Source organism: Coriobacteriia bacterium (assembly GCA_003149935.1).
Taxonomy (GTDB): Bacteria; Actinomycetota; Coriobacteriia; order Coriobacteriales; family QAMH01; genus QAMH01.
Map to the genome: position 1 here is coordinate 631449 of QAMH01000006.1, position 20825 is coordinate 652273.

A 20825-nucleotide genomic window follows, 5' to 3' on the forward strand; every position below is an offset into this window, starting at 1 on the left:
CATCTCGACTGGAGCGGTCGCAGGCTGCCGCCTGTCATCTCGACTGGAGCGGCCGCGAGGCCGCGGAATGGAGAGATCTCGTGACGAGATTTCTCGACTCCGCTTCGCTTCGCTCGAAATGACAACAGAAATGCGACCGCCTCTTCGCTCGGAATGACAAAACATTGTCATCCGATGTTCTTAGCTAATCTGGTCGAAGGCCATCTCGAGTGCATCGACGGTCTTGTCCCAACAACATTCGGCAGCAACAAAAGCGCTCAGGCCTTCTCCTGAAGCACGTTGCGCCGTCGCCTCGCGAATAGCCTGTGCAACGTCTGCGGGCTCACGGCTCTCGAGCATGACACCGTAGCGCACCGGGTCAAAACCCATCACCTCATCTGTGCCCCCCACATGCGGCATGACGGGGATGCAACCCTGGGCAGCTGCTTCCAGAAGCGAGGTGCAGAATCCCTCCGAACGCGTGGGCAGGCAGAAAACATCCGCATCTCGCAGGAGAGCGGAGAGATCGGGCTGGTCAAGCTTGCCAAGCAAGGCAACGTTGTCAAAACCTTGGCATGCAATCTGCTCGCGTTGGCTACCATCGCCCGCCAATGCACATACGAACCCATCGCCAAGCAACGTTGCCGCCTGCGCAAACGGAAGTGCCCCTTTCTCGGGTTCGAGACGCCCGACAAAGGCGACGAGCGTCTTGTCATGCGCATGCAGCTCGTCACGAAAGTCCCGTTCTGATGCAGCATCTTTGAATTGCTCGACATCGATGGCGTTGGGAATAACGGCCGTGGTCTCTATGCCAAAGTGCGTTAGCCACCTCCTACTTGCCTGCGAAATACCCGCGAAGGCAGGCCCGAGGTGCCGCATGCGCCTGGTTACAGCATGCTCATAGCGTTCGACAAACCAATCGACAATACCGCCACCAAAGGTCAGATGCGCGGAGCCGTGGTCAAGCACGATGGCAGGAACGCCAATGCGCTTTGCGAAACGCGCCCCCTCAAGGGAATGCTGGTAGAAACGCGTATTGACGAGCACGCGATCGATACCACGAGTGGCAAGCTCGTCAAGCATGTGCTGATAATCGGCGTTCTTGCGCGAGATGGGCAAGCGGCCATCCAAAAGCGGCCTGCATGGCAGACGATGCACTTCAACGCCATCATCTTGCACCTCGTACGCAGACGTATTCGCAGAGAGCTGCGAGGTCACGACGAAGACGCGGTTTCCTTGCATAGCAAGCTCGTGGGCAAGGCGCTGGGTAAACGACTCGACACCACCCGCGTGTGGCGCATACTGCGCCGAGAAGATCGCATATGCATGAGCTGGAGATGACACGGTCTCCCCATCAGTCATCGTCATGCTCACCCAGATGCCTTCGCTCATAATGGTCTAGCCTGTCGATGGCTATCTGCTGGGTGAGTTCCTTCACGCGATTCTCGAGTTGGGATATGCGCCGGTTCGAGAAAAAGTCGCGGAGAATCAATATGAAAATGAAGAAGAGGAAGACGAAGTTGACCGGTGATTGAAAGCCAATGGCGTCTGACAGAAGCGAGGGAATCTGGGGAAATATGCTCATCAGGACAATGAGCAGGGAAAACGCCACCCAGAACATGGCATCCTCGATACTCATCTTGGACTTCTTGATGCTATGCAGCAAAAAGGCCATGAGGCCAATGGCGGCGACGATCAGTATGATTCGCAGGGCAATCGAGAACATCACATCACCTTATCTGAAGAACTGTATGAGAAGAACGGACAACGCCATACGCGCCATATAGGACGTGGACGTCCTGAAATTCAGGTAGCTCTCCCCCGCAATGCGCTCGTCCATGGAGACTTGGACCTCGGCAACGCGAGCGCCTTTCTTCCTGATGAGATAGGCAAGGGTGTCGGGCTCGGGTCCGAGGTTAGGCCCATAGGCCAGCTCTCTTATCATGCGACGGTTATAGGCGCGCATGCCCGAAGTCGGGTCACTGATTTTCATGCCCGTCGTGAGTTTAATCATCGCCTCGATAAGGTTATTGCCGAACATGCGCATGCTCTTGGGCTTGGGAGCATCCACGAAGCGCGAACCAATCACGATGTCGTTGTCGGCCAAAGCGGCGACCATGGGAGCAACGTACTCGGGGCGGTGCTGACCGTCGGCGTCAAACTGAATCGCGCAGTCATAGCCATGTTTATCCGCATACTTGAGGCCAGCCTGAAAAGCACCGGCAAGACCAAGGTTGATGGGAAGGTCAAGAAAGCGAAAATCATGCTCACGACAGATGTTTGCCGTACCGTCCTTCGATCCGTCATTCACAACGACATAGTCATACTGGGGATAGTCGGACTCGAGCGTGCCGACAACACGTGCAATGTTATCTTCCTCGTTGTAAGCGGGAATTATGAGCAAGACCTTTGAATGCACGTGAACCCATTTCTCGTCTTAGAACACCCGGGTAACGCCACGGAGCGCAAGCGTCAAAACACTAAGTAGCAAATTACCCTGTCAGCGCTCTAAAAGCAATATAGGCCAAATACATGAAACTGATTCCTGAAAGCGTCATCACGAGTGGCATGGCTAGACGCGCCTTAACTTGGATGCATTTTGAACGCAACGCAAGCAGCAGCAAGATGATGACGGGAATGAGATAACGACCCTGCACGCCTTGAATAACCGTATCGGTGTTTAAGGTCCAGTCAATCGCCAGCGCGAGCATGGTAGCCAGCAAAGTGATGACAAACAGAAGCACACAGACGATACGCTGCGAAACCGGCAGGCATTCGTCATCGTCTTCGGCGCGGACGCTCGAAGCAAACAGGAGGAAGACGAGGAAATACGATGCCCACATGGGAAGCGCGACGCGCCCCTCGAGCCATCCGGGCACGCCGCCCACGAGCTCGGGCAGGTAATTACTCGTATTGACGAGCAAGGTGTTGGCAAAGAGCAAGTAAGTCGCCCTTGGATCGCTCAGCAAGCCGCCGAGCGTATAGCATTCCGCGCCCTCGTACTCGGGAGACTTGCCCCCCGTACTTCCACCTGACAGATAGGGAAGCAGCGCCGCAAAACGCGATGCGATCATGAAAAGAATCGGGAGGCCAAGCACGCAGAGCTTAAACATGACACACGATGCCCGCGAGTTAAAGCGACGTGCAGGCACAAAGAGCACGAGGAAATTGATGGTCATGTACACGACCTTGCAGGGAGCCAGGATCGTTGCCACCGCAACGGTTCCTATGCACAGGCCCTTCGAGACCTTCTCCTCCCCTCCCCGCATCGCTCTGAGTAGCAAGGCCGTAAGGAGAAACGCCATGCCAATAATGGGCCCATCATATGAATACGATCCGAGAATATGCAAGGTCATGGGCATAAGCGATGCTGCCATGAACATATTCTTGCCAATGGGTGTGAGCCTCACGGCAAGGATGATGAGTATCGCCGCATAGAGCATGTTGAACAGGCGCCCGAGGAAGAACATGGGCACCGCACCGAGCCCAATGAGCTTCGCGAACATGATGCCAAGTGCTGCTGGAATCTTGAGTTGGGGAAGCGGCAAGTTCGTTACAACGCCAACGGGGTCATCATCATAGAGCTTGCTATGGGTGAGCCAGTATTCATGAACAGGCGAGTTATCCGAGCTGAAGACCTCGAGTTCGTCATTCGTGACCCTCCAATGCTCCGCTGTGATGAGCTTGTTTACCACCTTCTCATCGTGGATCAGCTCCGCATCGCTCGCACGCATGAGGTCTGCATCTTGGAAGGCCAGAATATTCGAGTACGCATAGGTCGTCCTGAAGTGGTAGATACCATCGGGCACGGAGCCGGGCGGAAAAAAGAGCGAGAACGCCACGCCGCAGATAATGAGCACAACGGGAAAGACCTTGCGACATACTGCATCAACTGTCTGGGGAAGCACCCGACGCCATGCCCAAAGGCCAATGACGACAAGAACGGCCAAGAGCGTGCAGACGATAATCCGCGCGGAATGCACGTAGAGGTAAAAAGTGCCGCCCTGAACAAGAAAAGCAACGAGAAGGACGAGCGCAAGGGCATCGAACTTTCCAAAGCCTTTTTCGGTCACAAATCGCTTTATCTCGTGCGCACCTCGCATGCCCATCCAGCGTTCCTATTCCATTCCATCTAAAGCTGTTATCTCGTACAGGCGCATGTCGCCTTCGCTCAGGACCGGCCTGAAGCCGGGTGTATCGTCCATTATAGCCGTCAATCCCGTCCAGAGGGTTCCGTCATAAGATGGCGGCTTGGGCTGGTTCCTAAAGGTTTTGCCCTGGTCGAGGAGAAGCACGTAATGTGCTCCAACCTTTTCGAAAGCGTCGCGCACTCTCGTATTCGTCGATGCCCACGCACCATATTTGCGAATAATCTTGCTCTCACGCGATTCAACCGGACGTGAGCCGGACCTTGAATCGCGCCCACCATCATAGAAACGATAATCGCGATAATACGTGCGCAGCCCGTCCGTCGCATAGGCAAAGATCGAGCCATCATCGGGCATGTTGAGGATGAGCTCTCCCTCGGGGACAATGCGCGCGACCTCGTCGAGGAAGGCTTCCTCCTCTTCGTCAAGCTTGATGTGATGACTGGGAATCTCGTTATGGTTGGCACCGTAGTACTCTTCCTGAATCTTGCCGAGAGCAGTCTCGACTTTGATATCTCCAATGGAGAACGTCGGAAGATAGAGCACGATGCAAAGCAACGCCAAAAGAACGCCTATGCAAAACCGCTTGGCTCCCGTACCCGCCGGAATGTGGTCATACACCCAACGCACGATCCAGGAGAGGCCGAGCGTTGCCAAAGGTATGCCCACCAAGGCGAGGCAGGCGACAATGCGATACGAATCCGCATACCAAAATCCGGCGAAGAAGTGCCGTGCGAAACCACCGTTCGAAACACATATGACATAGATCACGCAGAAGATAAGATAGGCAACGGTAATCCATAGATACTCGCGATGACGCAACGTGTAGATGATGCCAACAATCACAAGGATCGCGAGCGGATACTGCGGCGCAAACCACCCGAACGCCATCGTGATGATGTTCCAGATTCCCTGGTCAACCGTATTCGTCGGGACCCACTCCCCATTGAAGACGAGCGAGTGCATGAAGGGCGCAAACACGAGCCCCGTCCATACGACGAGCACGAAGACGGCAAAGACAACGGCACAGGTTTTGTTGGGAAGCGCGCGCTTGCCAAGATGCACGGGACCATCATGCGACCATAGACGATACACGCAATACGGAGCAAGAAAGATAATGCAGAAGAATATGGAGCTCGTCTGCGCGACGACGAGCACGAGCGTGCCCAGAAGAAAGGCGAAGATATCGACGGCCTTAAGCGCATGCTTCACGAGCGAATCGACGATGCGCACGAACAGCGCGGCAACCATGGGGATAAGGGCAAAGCCAAACGCATTTGCGTATAGGGGACCCCAGTAGAGGATGAGCCAGGGAAACCCGATAAAGGCTAGCGCGCAGATTGCCCCGAGGCGCACGGCGCCACGATCTTGCAAGATAGTCGCAAGCAAGAGCATGACGCCTGCCGGGAACAGCACACCCGCAACCACGTAGTTCACGGCATTGAGGGCGACGGCAACGGGGCAGGCAAGCACATTCACGATGAGCGCGCACATGAGATGCCAGAGCGCCGGATAAAAGCCAGCGCCCGGCAGCGGTGCGATAGCCTGGTCTTCCGGCGTCATATATTTGGAGACATCCAGAACGGACCATACGCCCGAATCGGCAAAGGCCCGAATCGTCTCCATATGAAAGGCGTTGTCGTATTCCTGCGAGAAGGCATCGGGCGAACCCAGAGGCGTGACGTATATGTACACGCCGATGACGAGACCGGCAACGACATAGAGGCCGAACGTCTTCCAGTCAAGGACGCTCACATGGTCGTCAGAATCGCCTTCCCCACGCTTGCGTGCAATGCGAACGACGAAAGGAACGGCACAGATTACGAGCACGGGAAGCGCAACGCTTGCCCACGAGCAGAAGATGCCGAATTTGGGCAAGACGATGCCAAGAACGCAGTAGCCCGCAACGCTTGCGAGCGGGGCAACGAGCAACGAGCGCAATCGGCTCATGCCCAACCCTGAGAAGAGCAAAAAGCCCGGCAAATAAAACGCGAGCGCGCATACAAGAACGGCTATGCAGAAGGTCAACCACACGAAGCGGCTCCCCTATCGCCCAAGCTTGAAGTTCGGATCTACCTGACTGCAGGCAGGATTGTAGACGGGATCACCACAGGCAAAGTACTGCGGCCAACGCTGACGCATGATGCCAGCCTCAAGCTCGGTTTGGATGGCGCGCTGCTCGTTGACGCGGTCGCGTCCCCGCGAAGCGAACTCGAGATGATAGAGCTCGGCATAGGGCGTGAAGACGCAGCGCAGCCCTCGCTCACGTAGCTTCCAGCAAAAATCGACATCGTTGTAGGTCACGGCGAGTTCCTCGGTAAAGCCGCCAACAGCATCGAAGTCATCGCGCCGCACCATCAGGCAGGCGCCGAGCACGGCCGAGTATTCGCGCGGATGCGCAAGACTGCCCAGATAGCCCTGGTCGTACTCCGGTGCACGATTCTGATTCATGAAGCCCAGACAGCCGCTCGTCATGAGCGCAATGCCCGCATTCTGCACAAGACCGTCCGGATAACGCAACATCGGGCCCACAACGCCCACCTCCGGGCGCTCGAAATATCCTGCCATGATATCGAGGAAACCGTCGGTGATTGCCTTCGTGTCATTGTTGAGGATGAGCACAAGCTCGCCGCTCGACTGGCTCACGCCATAATTGACGATCTTGGAGAAGTTGAATGCACCCTCGTACGTGACGACCTTCACACGTGCGTCACGCTTCGTAACCTCTTCATAGAACGCGAAGGTCTCGGGTTGCGTGCTGTTGTTCTCGACAAGAATAATCTCGAAGGTGTCATAGCCCGCCTTCTCCAAAATAGAGCTGACGCAATCATTGAGCATGGAAGCGTGATCTTTCGTCGGAATGATGATGCTCACGAGCTTTTGGGGTTCAGACGTCTCGTAGATGATCCTGTTATAGGCATCGTCCCGTGTGATGTGCGCGCTTACGTTTCGAGCATGCAGGTGCTCTGCAAGCAGTCCCGGATCACCCTCGAGTGTTCGTAAATCGCCTTTTCGCTCACGTCGATGACATAGGACCCGTGGCGCATGGACAATGGTGCCTTGTCGAACGCACAGTTCGAGCGATGCTGCATATATCAGCTGCTCGGCAGTTTTGATGTTCGCCAGGGCGAGCTCGCCAAAAGCGTCCGCTCGCAACAATGCACATGAACCGATATAGTTTCCCGCGTAAAGCGCATCAATGTCGATATCAGGCTTGAGGCGAGGGTTTCGATAGGCCGCAAGGGCCCTATCGACTTGATCATCATCTGCATATGCCAGCAATGCGTCGCCATCTTCACGCAGGCAAAGCACAAGCTCATAGAGCGCATTGGGTTCAAGAATGTCGTGCTGGTCCATAACGAGCAGGCAGTCCGTCCCTAGCAGACCCATTGCTTGGTCTGCGTCTTGGACGACCTCGACCAACCTGTAATCCTGCAGCGCCGAACGCATACGCGTCTTTGCCCGCTTTGCGCCCGCGCCCATAAGGCAGATGCCTTGCACGGAAACGCTTTGGTCTCTAAGGGCAGCCAAGCTCTGCGCGAGTGCCGACGCATCGATTCTGTCAATGTCCATGAGCACGCCAACCGACCAATCGCGACTTGTGGCACGCTGCGCGGACAACTGGAATGCCTGGGCGCGATGACGCAAGAGCCAGTGCGGATAGGTGGGGTCAGCGTCTGCGCTCGCCATCCGTTCTCGAGTCCTGCGAGCCTCCTCTACACGCATGGGGGCATCGACAACGAGCAGACCCGGCCGACAACCCGGTTCGCGAGAATCCTGCGCGAAAACGAAAGACCCCGGATCGTCACAGGCCACACGCATTGACAGGGAAACATGGCGCTTCCCATCGTTTCCCAAGCCATCCTCCATAACGATAACCTGGGAACACGATCCTTGCGCGAGCATGAAATCGGTATCAACCACATCATTGAGACGAGCATAGGGGAAGATGATATCGAGGCGCATAACCTGCTCATCAGTCGATGCGGAAAAGACGTCAACGAGCTCTATCAGAATACCGGTGCTCCAATAGAGCTGATCGATATCGCGCATGCGCATGGCAAGGGATTTCTTGATGCGGTAGGCAAGGCGTGACTGCCACTTCATGTCCCCGTAGCTAAATTGATAGTCGTAGATTTGTCGCCCTGTAGCTCTATCGATTACCGTAACTCGCTGATCTTCATCCGTTTTGTGGGGAAAGACCGCAACCCAACGTCTGGGCTCGACGCCCAAGACTTCTTCGAGCGGGTAGACGGGAACGGGGAACTCGAGCCCACCGCAGGAAAAGACTGCTCCCAAAGCGATGCGAGGGCTATCTTCATCCAGCTCGAATGCCAGATAGCAGTACAAATCCCCCCGGCACATCGCGAGTGGTTTATCTGTCAATGCAAGCCCCTTAATACATCCCGTACCAAACATGCGAATCATACCAGTATAGGGTGAACGGTCATGGTTTGTGAATTTTAAGTTGGATTCTCCGTAGCCTGCAAACTGCGGCGTTACACTTGCCATCACTCTGAAAACTATCTACGAACGGCACATTTCAGGGGTGAACGAAAACATGAAGACACTATCCACGAAACCCTTCGCACGCATCGCCATTGCCGCGTTCTTCTGCACCATGCTTTTTGGTACGGGAATCGCGTTTGCAGACGAGCAGGTTGCGGCCACCAGCTTGCCGACAACGGACACCATCGCTGTCCAAGAGGATGAATCCGCCACCTCAATCGATGCACAGACCGAAGACGCTCCCGCCATCACGGTCGAGCGTCATCTCGAAGATGCAGCTGACCCCATCGGCATCGAAAGCGAGCCCGTCGAAGAGCCCCTGCTTGCCGCAGGCACGCTCGAGACCGTCGACATGCACCGCCTCTACAACCCCAACTCCGGCGAGCACTTCTACACGGGCAGCTGGGAGGAGCGCGCGAATCTCGTGGAAATCGGCTGGCAATACGAGGGCGTTGGTTGGGTTGCTCCCGACTTCTCGCGCTCGCCCGTCTTCCGCCTCTACAATCCCAATGCGGGCGACCACCACTACACGCTGTCCGCTTTCGAGCGTGACGAACTTGTCGATGCAGGTTGGAACGACGAGGGCATCGGCTGGTATTCGGATGACACCCAACGCATCGCCGTGCTGCGTCAGTACAATCCCAACGCCAAGACAGGCTCGCACAACTTCACCACTTCGCAAGATGAAGACGAGGCTCTGGTCGATGCAGGCTGGGAAGCCGAGGGCGTGGGCTGGTACGCCGTTTCCGAGGGAAACACCGCGGTGGCAGCCAGCTACATTTACCTTGACGCTGGCCATGGCAAGGGCAGCTCCACAAAGGACGTCTACGATTCCGGCGCATGCGGCAACGGATACGAGGAGGCAAAGCTCACCTCCGAGCTCGTGACTCTCACCGCAAAATACGCCCGCGAGCTTTACGGTCTCAAGGTCTACTCCAACGTGGGCACGAACGTCGAGTACTGGAATCGCCAGGAGGATGCGCTCGATCGCGGATGCACCTCGCTTGTCTCCATTCACTTCAACGCAAGCGATAGCGGCGGCACCGGTTGCGAGAGCTACATCCACAGCAGGAATGCGGCACCTGGCGCGACCAAGCTGCAATCCATCATGCACGAGTCCCTCTTGAACGGCATGGGTCTGCGCGACCGCGGCAAGAAGAGCGCAGCGCTCGCCGTCTGCAGCGGCAAGGGCACGAACATCCCCGGTACCCTGCTTGAGATCTGCTTCATCGACAATTCCTATGACATGAAGAAGTACCAGGAGCGCAAGGATACCGTCGCCCGCGAGCTTGCCGCCGGCCTGTACGAGGCCGCCAAGGATGGCTTCTAGGCCCCACGGGCACGCCGAGGAAAGTGAGCTGACATGAAACGATTTCGCACCACGCTCGTCATCACGATTTGCTGCATGGGCATTTTCGCGCTCGCCCTCATGGTGTGCGGCTGCATGCAGAGCAGCACGACCCCGTCGGGTAATAGCGCCACCACCAGCTCATCGGCGATCTCGAGTAGTAGCTCGAGCTCAGCTGTCGCCAGCTCGGACCTCCCTGTCATCGGTGCCGGCGATACGACCGTGCAGGTGAAGAACGAGACGGGCAGTGACATCATCGGCCTGCGCATCAAACCGGCAGGTGACACGAGCTATACGGCAGAGAACAGCTTTGACGGATTCGTCTTCGAGAACGGCAGCAGCGTCGACCTCTCGTTCACGAAACAGTCAGGCGTCCAGAGCTATGACGTCTTGTTGCTCACCGCAGAGGACAGCAAGATCGCCGTACGTGATATCGACCTCGTGGGCACCAAGGACATTGTGCTCCACTTCGAAGAGGGCATCGGATTCATCACCTACACGGATGCCGCAACTGGCGAGTCCTTCGACAACCGCGCCGAGGCCATAGATGCCGAGGAAGATGCGCCCGCCGTTCCCCATGACCTGGAGACCCAGAAAGGCTAGTGCCGCTCCCGAACAGCTGCGTGCTACTCGCTCGATGGTTACCAAACGGTTCTGGCGCAACATAGGCAGCGCGTTAGAATGGCTTCACATCGATTGAAACGCGAGGATTCCCATGCGCTTGAAGCTGTTTTCGGCGGCCTTTGCCGCCGCTCTTGTTCTCATTACAGCCCCTGCTTATGCCGATGTCATTGGTGCCGACCAAGACGTGTCCGCACCGGACAACGAAATTACGCTCGCGGCATATAGCGAACCCGCAACTGAAACAGCCAGCAATGAGGTGGCGGACGATGCGGCTGCCATAAATTCGAACGACAAAGACGATGGCAAGGTAATGGCAAAATCCAGTGGCCCCGCAAAGGATGCGCCCGGAATCGTTGAGGGCAACCAGGCGGAAACAAGCACGACCGAGACGGTGACCGAGACCGTCACCATCGACAAGCATGACATGCATCGCCTGTACAACCCCAACTCAGGCGAGCACTTCTACACCGCCAGCGAAGTCGAGCGTGACCATTTGATAGGCGTGGGATGGAGCTATGAGGGTATCGGTTGGATGGCGCCCGCTACGAGCGATGAACCCGTCTTCCGCCTCTACAATCCCAACGCAGGCGATCACCACTACACGCTTTCTGCCTACGAGCGTGATTACCTTGTAGGCGTCGGCTGGAATGACGAGGGCATTGGCTGGTACTCCGCCTTAGGCTCCGAAGGTATTCCCGTTCACCGGCAATACAACCCCAACGCCATTGCTGGCGCCCACAACTTCACGACGAGCGACCACGAGAACGCATCGCTCATCAGCGCGGGTTGGACCGGGGAGGGCGTCGCCTGGTACGCGCTTGCATCCGACACAAAGACCGTCGAGACGACAAAACACGATGTAATCGAGAAGGCCCCGTATATCACCGCAACCTTCACAGCTGCTGACGGAAGCGTCCCCGAAACGATCGTCTCGTACGCCAAGGGCAAGGAGACCTATCTCTTCCTCCCCTCCTATGCGCCTCTCGACAACCTCTATTTGAACGCCTATATGAGCAAGACCGAGCAGGTCAACCTGTACCTTGGCAACGACGACTTCTCCATCATCAATCCCGAACACGGAATCAACCTGCTGAACCTGGGACCAGGCAAGAATGCTGACGGCTCGCTTTCGTTCAAGTTCAAGACCAGCAATACCGCAACACCCTTCGCGCTTACGGTCATGCGCTCCGAAAACGTTCCCGCAATCTACATCAACAGCAATGACATCTCCTCGCAGGGCCGTGACTTCATCGAAGCAAGCCCGGACCACAGCGCCAAGGCCAACGTCGCCGTGCACATGGTCGATTCCGATGGCAGCGTCATCTACGACAAGGATGCCTTCGGCAACAAGAAGACGCTTTCCTCCATCAAGGGACGCGGCAACTCCACCTGGGGTAACGGCGTCAAGAAGCCGTATCAGATTTCGCTTAGCACCAAGGCAGACCTCATCGGCACGGACGCTCCCGCCAAGAAATGGATTCTCCTGGCCAATAGCGCCGACGCGACCCTGCTGCACAGCAGCATCGCCTTTAACCTCGCCGCCGAGCTTGGCCTGGCGACGGTCGACGTACGTCCCATCGATCTCTACTACGACGGCGAGTACCGCGGCAGCTACCTCCTTGCCGAGAAGATCGAAATCAAGCCCGGTCGCGTGGACATCTTCGACTTGGAAGAGGCCATAGAGAACGCCAACCTCGGCACCGACCTTGACGTGCTGCCCACCAAGACGGCAACGAACAAGTATGGCAACGAGTTCCAATACGTCGTGGGCGTCAAGGATCCCTCCAACATCGAGGGAGGCTATTTGCTCGAGCTTGACAATGGTTACTATGCTGCGGAGAAATGCTGGTTCACGGCCATCTGGCCCGGAGATGGAGCCGTCACTCACTTCGTGCTCAAAAGCCCGGAATACGCGTCGAAAAACGCCGTCGCCTTCATCAGCGAGGCAATCCAGGAGGCACTCGACAACCTCTATGCCGACAAGCTTGCCGATGGCTCTGCGCTCTCCGACGGCAGCTTTGCCTTCGGTCTTGATTCCTTCGCAAAGATGTACCTGCTCGAGGAATTCCTCAAGAACAACGATACCTACACGAGCTCGACCTATTTCTACTTGGATAAGGACAGCAAGGTCGTGCAATCCGGCCCGGTATGGGACTTCGACGCGGGTATGGGCACGCGCATCGACGCGCACGACTCCATCCAGAGCAGCTACTGGGGTTACTACCTCACCTTGCATAACACCATCATGAGCAACCAGGTCAAGAAGCGCATTCAGGAGCTATACGAAGACACGTTCCGCGATCTTGTGCAGAAGGTCGTGCTTGGCGACGTAAACGCAGTGGGTCCGGCAGGCAAGCTCCATTCCATAAGCAGCTACGCCAAGACCATTGCCGCCTCACAGCGCATGAACGAAATTCCCTTCGGCGTCACCTCGTTCACCTTCCAGGCTGAGCCTTTCGAGACGTGGGAACTCAACGTCGAGTTCTGTCAAAAGTGGCTCGGATGGCGTTTGGATTGGTTTGACGAGAACGTCAGGTTACTTGGTAGCGCAACCCTTGGTCAGCAGGCGCGCACGACCCGTTGGTACAACGGGTTCGATTATGGCTACGTGTTCGATTACCAATACTATCTCGAGCAAAACCCCGAGCTCAGAAAGCTCGGAATCACCACTTCGGGCAGGGCATTGGAGCATTTTGCCACGATTGGCATACATGACGAGAAGTACAGCGGAAAAACGGCGCGCAACTTTGACGTGCAGGCCTACAGAGAGAAGAACCCCGAACTTGCGGAAAGATTTGGCGACGACCTTGCCGCCTATTACAAGCATTACTGCACGGAAGGGTTCAAGAAAGGCCTTGTCTGCTGGTAATAGTGCTTGGGACGGGTGTGACAGTGGGGACGGGGGTTCTGTCACGCGAACCCAGCGTGACAGAACCCCCGTCCCCACTGTCACACCCGTCACCCCGTCCCCCAGCGCCTACTCGCCAGGTACAGTCGAGCGCTTTTTCGCGTCAAGCAGCATGCATCCGAGGAAAAACAGTATCGACATGCCATAAGCGAGCATGATGGCGAAGCTCACGCCGTTCATCTCGAACGCGTGAATCATGGGGTACATGCTCACGAGAACAAGCGCGAACGAGATGGCGTAGCCGGCAAGATTCTCCCGATTGCGGCGCATCGTGATGAGCACGTCACCCAAAAACCAGACGTAGGCGGTCATGACCGTGCAAAGCACGAGCGGCACGATCAGGTACGCGTAGGGCGCGATGCTCGAGCCAAAGATGAGCACGAGCACAGGCTCGCCCACGAGCGCGAAGAGCAATCCGAAGGCAAGCGCAAGCGCGAAGATGGCTAACGAGACCTTGAAGACGAGCCTGAGGAAACCACGCATGTCACCCGCCTTGAGATACTCGGCGAAACGCGTCAGGAGGGGTGCGTAAATGTATTGCGCACACATCTGCACGATGAGCACGGGCGCGGCCACCGACGAATAGATGCCGAGAAACCACTCCCCCATCACGTCATTGAGCGCCTGACGCGGCACAGCAGGGACAGCCCAACAGAAGAAGGACGCGACGACAAGCGGTAGGCATTTCACGAAAAGCGAGCGTATCGCCGTGGCATCGAAGGCAGGCTTGAGGGGCTTGCGCGTGACCTTCATGAAGGCCGTGCCGTCGAAGAGCGCGATGACGAGATAGGTGCTCACCGTCATGAGGATGAGCGCGATGTCGAGGGAGTTGAAGAGCACCATGCCCGCGATGAATGCGACGAGCAAGAGAATGCCACGCAGGATGAACGAGATGCCGATAACGTCCATGCGCGACTCACGTTGCTCCTCGCCATGCAGTACGTCCACGAACACGGGGCCGAGCGAGAAGAAGCCGTACAGGATGACCGTCAGCCATGCGCTAGCCGGGCAGGTCAAGAAGCAGTAGACGAACATGACGCCAATGGCCAGGGCAACCGTGATGATCCTGAAGCCAAGGTACTGCGCAAAGGTGAATTCCTCGTCCAGATCGGAGACTTGATAGGTGCGAATCTTGTAGTAGCCGATGGGCGAGAAGATGTTCGAAACGGCCATGCCAAGGGCAAGCAAACCCGCGGCATCATAGCCCGTTGACAAGCGCACGACGAGAACCGTGATCAGCCACTGCGCCGCCATGTAGACAAGCGAGCCCGCGGCGTTCCAAATCATGTTCGCGCGAATCGAGAGCGATTTGTCAGCACCTATGTTCATCGAGTGTATAGACTAGGGCTAGATGCCGTACCAGGCAATCCCCTCGTCAAGCCAACCGAGCGAGATGTTGTGGTCGAACTCGTACTTGCTTGCCGTGTAGTTATGGTTATTTGCGTAGGCATTGGGATTGTATTGACGATACAGCGGGATGCCCTTCGCGTCATCGGAGTACCAACCTACGCCCTCGTCATTCCAACCTTCCTTGACAAGCGCGTCGCGCTCGAAAGCGCTCAGGGTGTAGTGATGCTCGCCGCCGATTTCGTTGTAGAGGCGATACACGGGCGATTTGCTCGTCTTGGGCGAATTCCAGCCAACGCCCTCATAGGTCCAACCCGCGGAATCGAGGGTCTCGCGCTCGACGATGCTCGAAGTGTAGAAGTGCTCCCCGGAATTGGGGTTATACATGCGGAACATAGCGCGGGTGTTGGTGTCGGGAACGCTCCACCCTTTATAGAGGGGAAGAATGTAGTTGTAGGTGGGATCGAATCCAGCATGGGTATAGGCCTGGTCCATGAGCTTGGCGATCTGCTCGTGCCACGGCGTATCATTGGATGGCAGCGTGCAGTACTGGTGCCAGCAGGTGCCCTTGGCATCTGCCTGCGCATAATCCCACTTCATGGCATAAAGCGTGGGCTGCGCATATTGTTTGGCGTAAATGTAATGTTCGTAAATCCACTGAGCGCCCCCGAGTACAGCAGAAGTAGGCGTTGTCCAGCCTTGATTAACCGCCATGCTCAGGCCAGCGCTATCGGCAACACCATCGTAGGCACCTATGCCGAAGAAATTATAGTAGATGGTCCCCTGGTGATCCTGGCCCATGGCAAGAGTAGAGGTGCCCCAACCAGTCTCGAGAATCGCATGAGCCACGAGATACGCTGCGCTGATATGGTATGTCTGCTCTGCCTGAACAAAGGCCGAACCCATGCCGACAAGCTTGCCTTGACGTCCCTTGGCCGTCGAGAGAATGAAGGCATCAATTTGAGCAGCAGTTAGTCCAGAGGATGTCCTGAGATCTGCGAAAACGGTGAGATCGCAGTTGTTGGGATCAAGAGCAGCCTGAAAGCGAGCATAGGAATTACCATATTGGTCATTGGCCATGCACATCCGAATCATCTGATCCAAGGTAATGCCAAGGTTGACGATATTCGAACCGCCCTGAGCCTGGGCAATCATATCTCCATCGGCAAATCCGCTCTCACCTTGGGCATAGAGCACGTCATCGTCGACATGCTCGTATGCCCGCGGATCAGCGCGAAGCGGCCCTTCCACCCGCTCGGCAAATGCGCTTTGCACGAACAGGGCCGGAAGAGCCGCTATCAGAAGTGCTGTTACGAGCAGTAGGCGAATCGGTAGAAAGACGATGCTGCGTTTGGTCATGGTCGATGCCTTCCCGTCTAAATGTCTACTGCATCAAATATGGAATCGCCGGGTTACTTGTCGCTTTCGTCAGCGCCGCCCTCAGCAGCGGCGTACCAGGCAATGCCCTCATCCTGCCAGCCAAGCGAGATGTTGTGATCGAACTCGTACTGGCTCGTGGTGTAGTTGTGGTTGTTGGCATATGCGTTGGGGTTGTACTGACGCAGAACCTTGACGGTCTGGGCCTCGTCGGAGTACCAACCGATGCCCTCGTCGTTCCAGCCTTCCTTGACAAGCGCGTCACGCTCGACAGCGCTCATGGTGAAGTGATGCTCGCCCGCGTTGGGGTTGTACAGACGGAAGACCGGGGCATTGGACTTCTCGGGAGCGTACCAGCCGATGTCCTCGTTCTTCCAGCCGACCTCGATCAGATGGTCGCGCTCAACCGTGCTCGCGGTGTAGAAGTGCTCACCGGAGTTGGGGTTGTAGACGCGATACATGGCCTGATGCTCACCGATCTGGAACTGAGCGACCTTGGTACCCATGAAGTTGCCCGCGCCCTTGATGATGACCGTGGCGGTGCCGACCTGGTCATTGTCGACGTACTCAAGCGTGTAGTCGGTGTCCTCAACGAGCTTGGTGCCGTTGGCCATCGTGATGGTGACCTCGGGCTTGACAGGCTCGCCCATGAAGGTCACGTTCGAGACAGTGGCGGTCGTCGCCTTGTTGATGTCAGCCTGGGCAATGGTAATCTCGTAGTTCTGGTCAGTGGTTCCGCCACCCTTCCAGGTGTAGCCGTCCTTCAGCTTGACCGTGAACTTATAGGTGCCGGCATCGGTGGCCATGACGCCATCCTTGGTTACCTCAAGGCCGGTCTCGGGCTCAGGCTCGGTCTCGTCTTCGGCAGCCTGGGAGGTCGCAGGATCATCGCCCTCGCCACCCTGATCGGGGTTCTCGGGATCCTGGCCCTGGTCGGGGTTATCCGGCGTGTCCGGGGTGTCCGGGGTGTCCGGCGTGTCCGGATTATCCGGCGTTGCAGGCTCGTCGGGATCGGGGATGACGATCTCGTAGCCCTCATTCACGTCGAGAAGCTTCTGGGCTTCACCCGTGTAGGTCAAATTCTGCGCGGCCGTAGGAACGACAAGCTCGACAGGCTCAGTGGGCTCTTCGGTGTCATCGCCCTCATTATCGCCACCGGGAGTGCCGCCCTGATTCTCGTCGCCGCCAGGCTGCTCGGTCGCAGGAGGAGTGGTATCCCCCTCACCCTCGGCAGCAATTGCCTGCACGGGGACAAGCGCCATGACCAGCGCAAAGCACGCAAGCAGGCTTGCCAGGGTGGCAAGGATGTTCTTGCGCGAACTATGACTCTTTACCATTTCGTTCATGAATCACATCTCCTTCTTCCTGAACTTAACGTCCGCCCAATATAGCACATGGAGATAACGTCCTCGCCTCCTCCACAAAGACACAACGACCGGTTACCAAGCGGTAATCTCGCAATCATATGTCATGGCTACCATGCGCTTTCCCACTTACCATGCGCTAATACACTCATCCGGAAGCTTTTGCCGCACCATAAGCTCATCAGAAAATCGACACATAGGGCAATGTTCGTATCATCCGATGACGCGTATACAAAGTACGAGTGCTGCTCTTCGGCAGGCCTCACTTTCGCATGCCCGCCATGTGCCCGATCATCTTTATCGCACTCCGCTCACGCCCTCCCACCGCATCGACGAGAAGCCTCCTTCGACTGGGCTGCGTCACACATATCTGGGCTGCGTCACACATATATATGTGTGTGGCGGATATGGCAGTAATTTGCATATGGCGGTAACTTGCGCTTGTGGCACATCCTCCGCACGCCCATGCCGAGAACTTGCGTTTGGGGCACGCCCTGCATGTGTGCGTGTCGAGGATTTTCGTTTGGGGCATGTTTTATACGCTCACGTGACGGAAACTTTCGTTTGGGGCACTCCATGCGCACCACAAACGAACATCTTCGGCAAAACCGACCCGTTTTCACCCAAACTGGCACATCCTGTGTGCCCCAAACGCAAGTCCTCGCCATTCATCCTCCTGAAACGTGTCCCAAACGCAAACTATCGTCATCCACTCTCCCGAAATGTGCCCCAAACGCAAATCCCCGCCGCCTCCTCTTCCCCGAAATACAATCGGCATGTTTTTCCGAAACACGCTCGAACATATATGTAGCGACAAACCATCCTGTCCAAAATGCTTCGACCTACGCACTCGTAAGCCACAGGCCTCGTGGAGAGCCGCCTCCATCACCATCGTACACACGCAGCTTTGAACTCTTGCGCTTCGAGAAATCCCGAAAATGGTCTGAATCGACACGGAAAACGCTCCCATCTGACTCTTGTTTTGCTCAGATTCTCGGGGTGAATGACTCCGAAGGCCTCGCACTACCATATGCATCTCTTCAGGATTCGAAAGGGAGCTTTCCATGAGAGTCTACGTTGTTGGCAGTTCATCACTACATCTTTGGCGACGAGATATACGCGGACAATCGATATTGAAGAAAGAAGTATTCGACGCGCTGACCGACTGCCCCACATCGCCTAAGGAGCTTGCCTCTCTCAGATTCTCGGATTTCGAGTTTGGGAACGCGCCTGTTCGACTCATGGTCCCATCAAAAGAGCTCAGGATATCGAGGCGCCTATATAGATACAGCGTCCAGCCTCATGCACTTCCCGAGAACGCGTTTCATCAGCTTACGGATCACATATGCATAGCATCACCTGAGCTCTGCCTTCTCGAATCGGCAAACAAACTCTCGCTCCTCCGACTTATTGAGTTGTGCATGGAGCTATGCGGCAAGTACGCGTTGGTTCCCGAAACACAGCGAGGCTATATTTCAAGAAATTACCAGCTTGCCTCGACTGAATCCATCGACCGTTTCCTCCGAGGAATCTCTCATATTCACGGTGTAAAGAAGCTCCGCCGGGCGGTCCAATTCGTGTGCGATGGCTCTCGCTCCCCCATGGAAACACGCGAATACCTGCTCACTTGTCTTCCAAAAAGACTCGGAGGTTACGGTCTTCCTCCAGCCACGCTTAATGCTCGCATTAACCTGAACTCCGCCGAGAGGCGTGTGGCAAAGCGTCAATACCTCGAATGTGACGAATGCTGGCCCGACCAGCAAGTAATTGTCGAATATGATGGACATGACGATCATGAGTCGAGAGAAAACAGGGCCAGAGATGCAGCAAAGCGCAATATCCTGATTTCGCGAGGCTATGACGTGTTTACCGTTACCGGCAAGCAAATTTGTGATGTGCATGCATTCGACAAAGTAATTCGCGACATATCATGTCGAATTGGCTTTCGTCTCAAAGATTTCCCGACAGACTGGGAACAGCGACACTCCATTCTTCGCCAAGAGCTTTTCATGTCATTGTCAAAATACGAAGGCGAGCGATTCATGCAAACGCATCCCCATCTTCTCGAAGGAAGCGAGATGGCAAAGATTACGATGGTCGATGAGCACGTGCACCGACCATGTTACTGAGGCGCTTTTCCATTTGGGGCACGTTCTCAAGGCTGCTGCGGCGGGGATTTCCGTTTGGGGTGCGTTCTCGAGGCTGCGGCGGCGAGGACTTTCGTTTGGGGCGCACGAAATGTGCCCCAAACGGACATCCTTGGCACAATCGCCCAGTTTTGCCCTACGATGACATGCCTCATGTGCCACGAACGTGATTCTTCGTCAGCAATCCTCACGACTTGTGCCACGAACGTGAATCTTCGCCAGCAATCCTCTCACTTCGCACCACAATCGCACGTTTTCGGTATCGATGAAATCATGCAGTTCACCTGTTGTTTTGAAGCTGTAACGCGATTTCGCATGTCACGTACGTATACTTGCGAAAAGCCGGATTACGTTTTCCTTCTCACGGGAGGATGCAATGTCGACGAGAACCCGCAGCGCATATACAGCCCTATCATCTTCCCGCAAGATAGGCCGACTGTTCGCATCCTTCGCGCTCTCGCTCCTTCTTGCAACGACCCCTCTATTGGCATTTGCTGCGCCAAGGGCGGAAGGCCCGACTTCAACTAACGTTGAGGCTACGAGTAATGGGGAAGTCACTGCCCCCGCAAAAGTCATTACGGTGAGTAGCGCCCAAGAGGGGCAAGCTCCCCTTTCCGCAACTGTCACCTATGACGGTAATTTCGTGAAAGGTCAAAAAACGAGATTCACCTATAACGTGACGGGAAACACCAATCCTCTCATGTTTCGTCTTTACTCATTTTGCATTAAAAAAGACGGGGTCTGGAATGACGTCATCGACATCAGCAAATCGCCCTTTAACAAATATTCCTCTTCGAACTACTTCGAGGAATATCTCTACAGCGCTGGAACATATCGCCTCGATTTCAATGCTATGGAGTATGAGGACAACGGCGACGGAACAAAAAAGCTCAGCAATATTACTCGGTTTCAAATAGAGTTTTCCATTGCTGAATCCGGGGGATTCGAGACAATTGACGCGACCGTTTCAAAAGTTGCCAAGTAATGTCAGGAGGCCTGCACCGCCGCCGGTGATACAAGTGAGTACGCTCATGCTCTTTGGTTCAACGACTGGATCATAGATAACACGACATA

13 protein-coding genes and 2 pseudogenes are annotated in these 20825 nt (G+C 55.8%); 6 read left to right on the forward strand and 9 right to left on the reverse strand.

Annotated features, from left to right (window positions below; genetic code table 11):
- Positions 1-180: 180 nt before the first annotated feature.
- The 6 genes from DBY20_05600 to DBY20_05625 all read right to left on the reverse strand — a co-directional run bounded on the left by DBY20_05600 (position 181) and on the right by DBY20_05625 (position 8639).
- On the reverse strand, positions 181-1371 hold the full coding sequence (locus DBY20_05600; protein ID PWL79338.1) for a glycosyltransferase family 1 protein: 1191 nt from the start codon (positions 1369-1371) through the stop codon (positions 181-183).
- Positions 1334-1705: a DUF2304 domain-containing protein gene (locus DBY20_05605; protein ID PWL79339.1), complete on the reverse strand. Its 372-nt coding sequence runs from the start codon at positions 1703-1705 to the stop codon at positions 1334-1336. Before DBY20_05605 ends, DBY20_05600 begins: the two co-directional genes overlap by 38 nt.
- Positions 1706-1714: 9 nt before the next feature.
- Complete coding sequence (locus DBY20_05610) at positions 1715-2398, reverse strand: glycosyl transferase family 2 (protein ID PWL79340.1); 684 nt, start codon at positions 2396-2398, stop codon at positions 1715-1717.
- Positions 2399-2471: 73 nt separating this feature from the next.
- Positions 2472-4088 (reverse strand): hypothetical protein, encoded by a 1617-nt coding sequence (locus tag DBY20_05615; protein ID PWL79341.1) that lies wholly within the window; start codon positions 4086-4088, stop codon positions 2472-2474.
- A 9-nt stretch (positions 4089-4097) separates the two neighbouring features.
- Positions 4098-6068, reverse strand: coding sequence for a hypothetical protein (locus DBY20_05620; GenBank protein ID PWL79342.1), 1971 nt, complete (start codon positions 6066-6068; stop codon positions 4098-4100).
- A gap of 105 nt (positions 6069-6173) precedes the next feature.
- Positions 6174-8639 (reverse strand): hypothetical protein, encoded by a 2466-nt coding sequence (locus DBY20_05625; GenBank protein ID PWL79343.1) that lies wholly within the window; start codon positions 8637-8639, stop codon positions 6174-6176.
- A gap of 349 nt (positions 8640-8988) precedes the next feature.
- Between DBY20_05625 and DBY20_05630 the strand changes: the two are divergent.
- From DBY20_05630 to DBY20_05640, 3 genes and pseudogenes are all read left to right on the forward strand, one after another.
- Positions 8989-9381: pseudogene (locus DBY20_05630) on the forward strand (hypothetical protein).
- Between the two features lie 618 nt (positions 9382-9999).
- Positions 10000-10587 (forward strand): hypothetical protein, encoded by a 588-nt coding sequence (locus DBY20_05635; GenBank protein ID PWL79344.1) that lies wholly within the window; start codon positions 10000-10002, stop codon positions 10585-10587.
- 112 nt (positions 10588-10699) lie between these two features.
- A complete protein-coding gene (locus tag DBY20_05640; protein PWL79345.1) occupies positions 10700-13477 on the forward strand; it encodes a hypothetical protein in 2778 nt (925 codons plus the stop codon).
- Between the two features lie 108 nt (positions 13478-13585).
- Here DBY20_05640 and DBY20_05645 read toward each other — a convergent pair whose 3' ends face one another.
- The 3 genes from DBY20_05645 to DBY20_05655 are packed head-to-tail and all read right to left on the reverse strand — an operon-like array spanning position 13586 to position 17046.
- Positions 13586-14845 (reverse strand): polysaccharide biosynthesis protein, encoded by a 1260-nt coding sequence (locus tag DBY20_05645; protein PWL79346.1) that lies wholly within the window; start codon positions 14843-14845, stop codon positions 13586-13588.
- Positions 14846-14863: 18 nt separating this feature from the next.
- Complete coding sequence (locus DBY20_05650; GenBank protein PWL79347.1) at positions 14864-16222, reverse strand: hypothetical protein; 1359 nt, start codon at positions 16220-16222, stop codon at positions 14864-14866.
- Between the two features lie 53 nt (positions 16223-16275).
- Entirely contained in the window at positions 16276-17046 is a 771-nt protein-coding gene (locus DBY20_05655) for a hypothetical protein (protein ID PWL79348.1), read from the reverse strand.
- A gap of 127 nt (positions 17047-17173) precedes the next feature.
- On the opposite strand from DBY20_05655, the pseudogene DBY20_05660 reads away from it, so the two are divergent.
- The 3 genes and pseudogenes from DBY20_05660 to DBY20_05670 all read left to right on the forward strand — a co-directional run bounded on the left by DBY20_05660 (position 17174) and on the right by DBY20_05670 (position 20736).
- Positions 17174-17272: pseudogene (locus DBY20_05660) on the forward strand (EscT/YscT/HrcT family type III secretion system export apparatus protein).
- A 1396-nt stretch (positions 17273-18668) separates the two neighbouring features.
- Entirely contained in the window at positions 18669-19733 is a 1065-nt protein-coding gene (locus DBY20_05665; GenBank protein PWL79349.1) for a hypothetical protein, read from the forward strand.
- A gap of 394 nt (positions 19734-20127) precedes the next feature.
- On the forward strand, positions 20128-20736 hold the full coding sequence (locus tag DBY20_05670; GenBank protein ID PWL79350.1) for a hypothetical protein: 609 nt from the start codon (positions 20128-20130) through the stop codon (positions 20734-20736).
- Positions 20737-20825 lie beyond the last annotated feature (89 nt).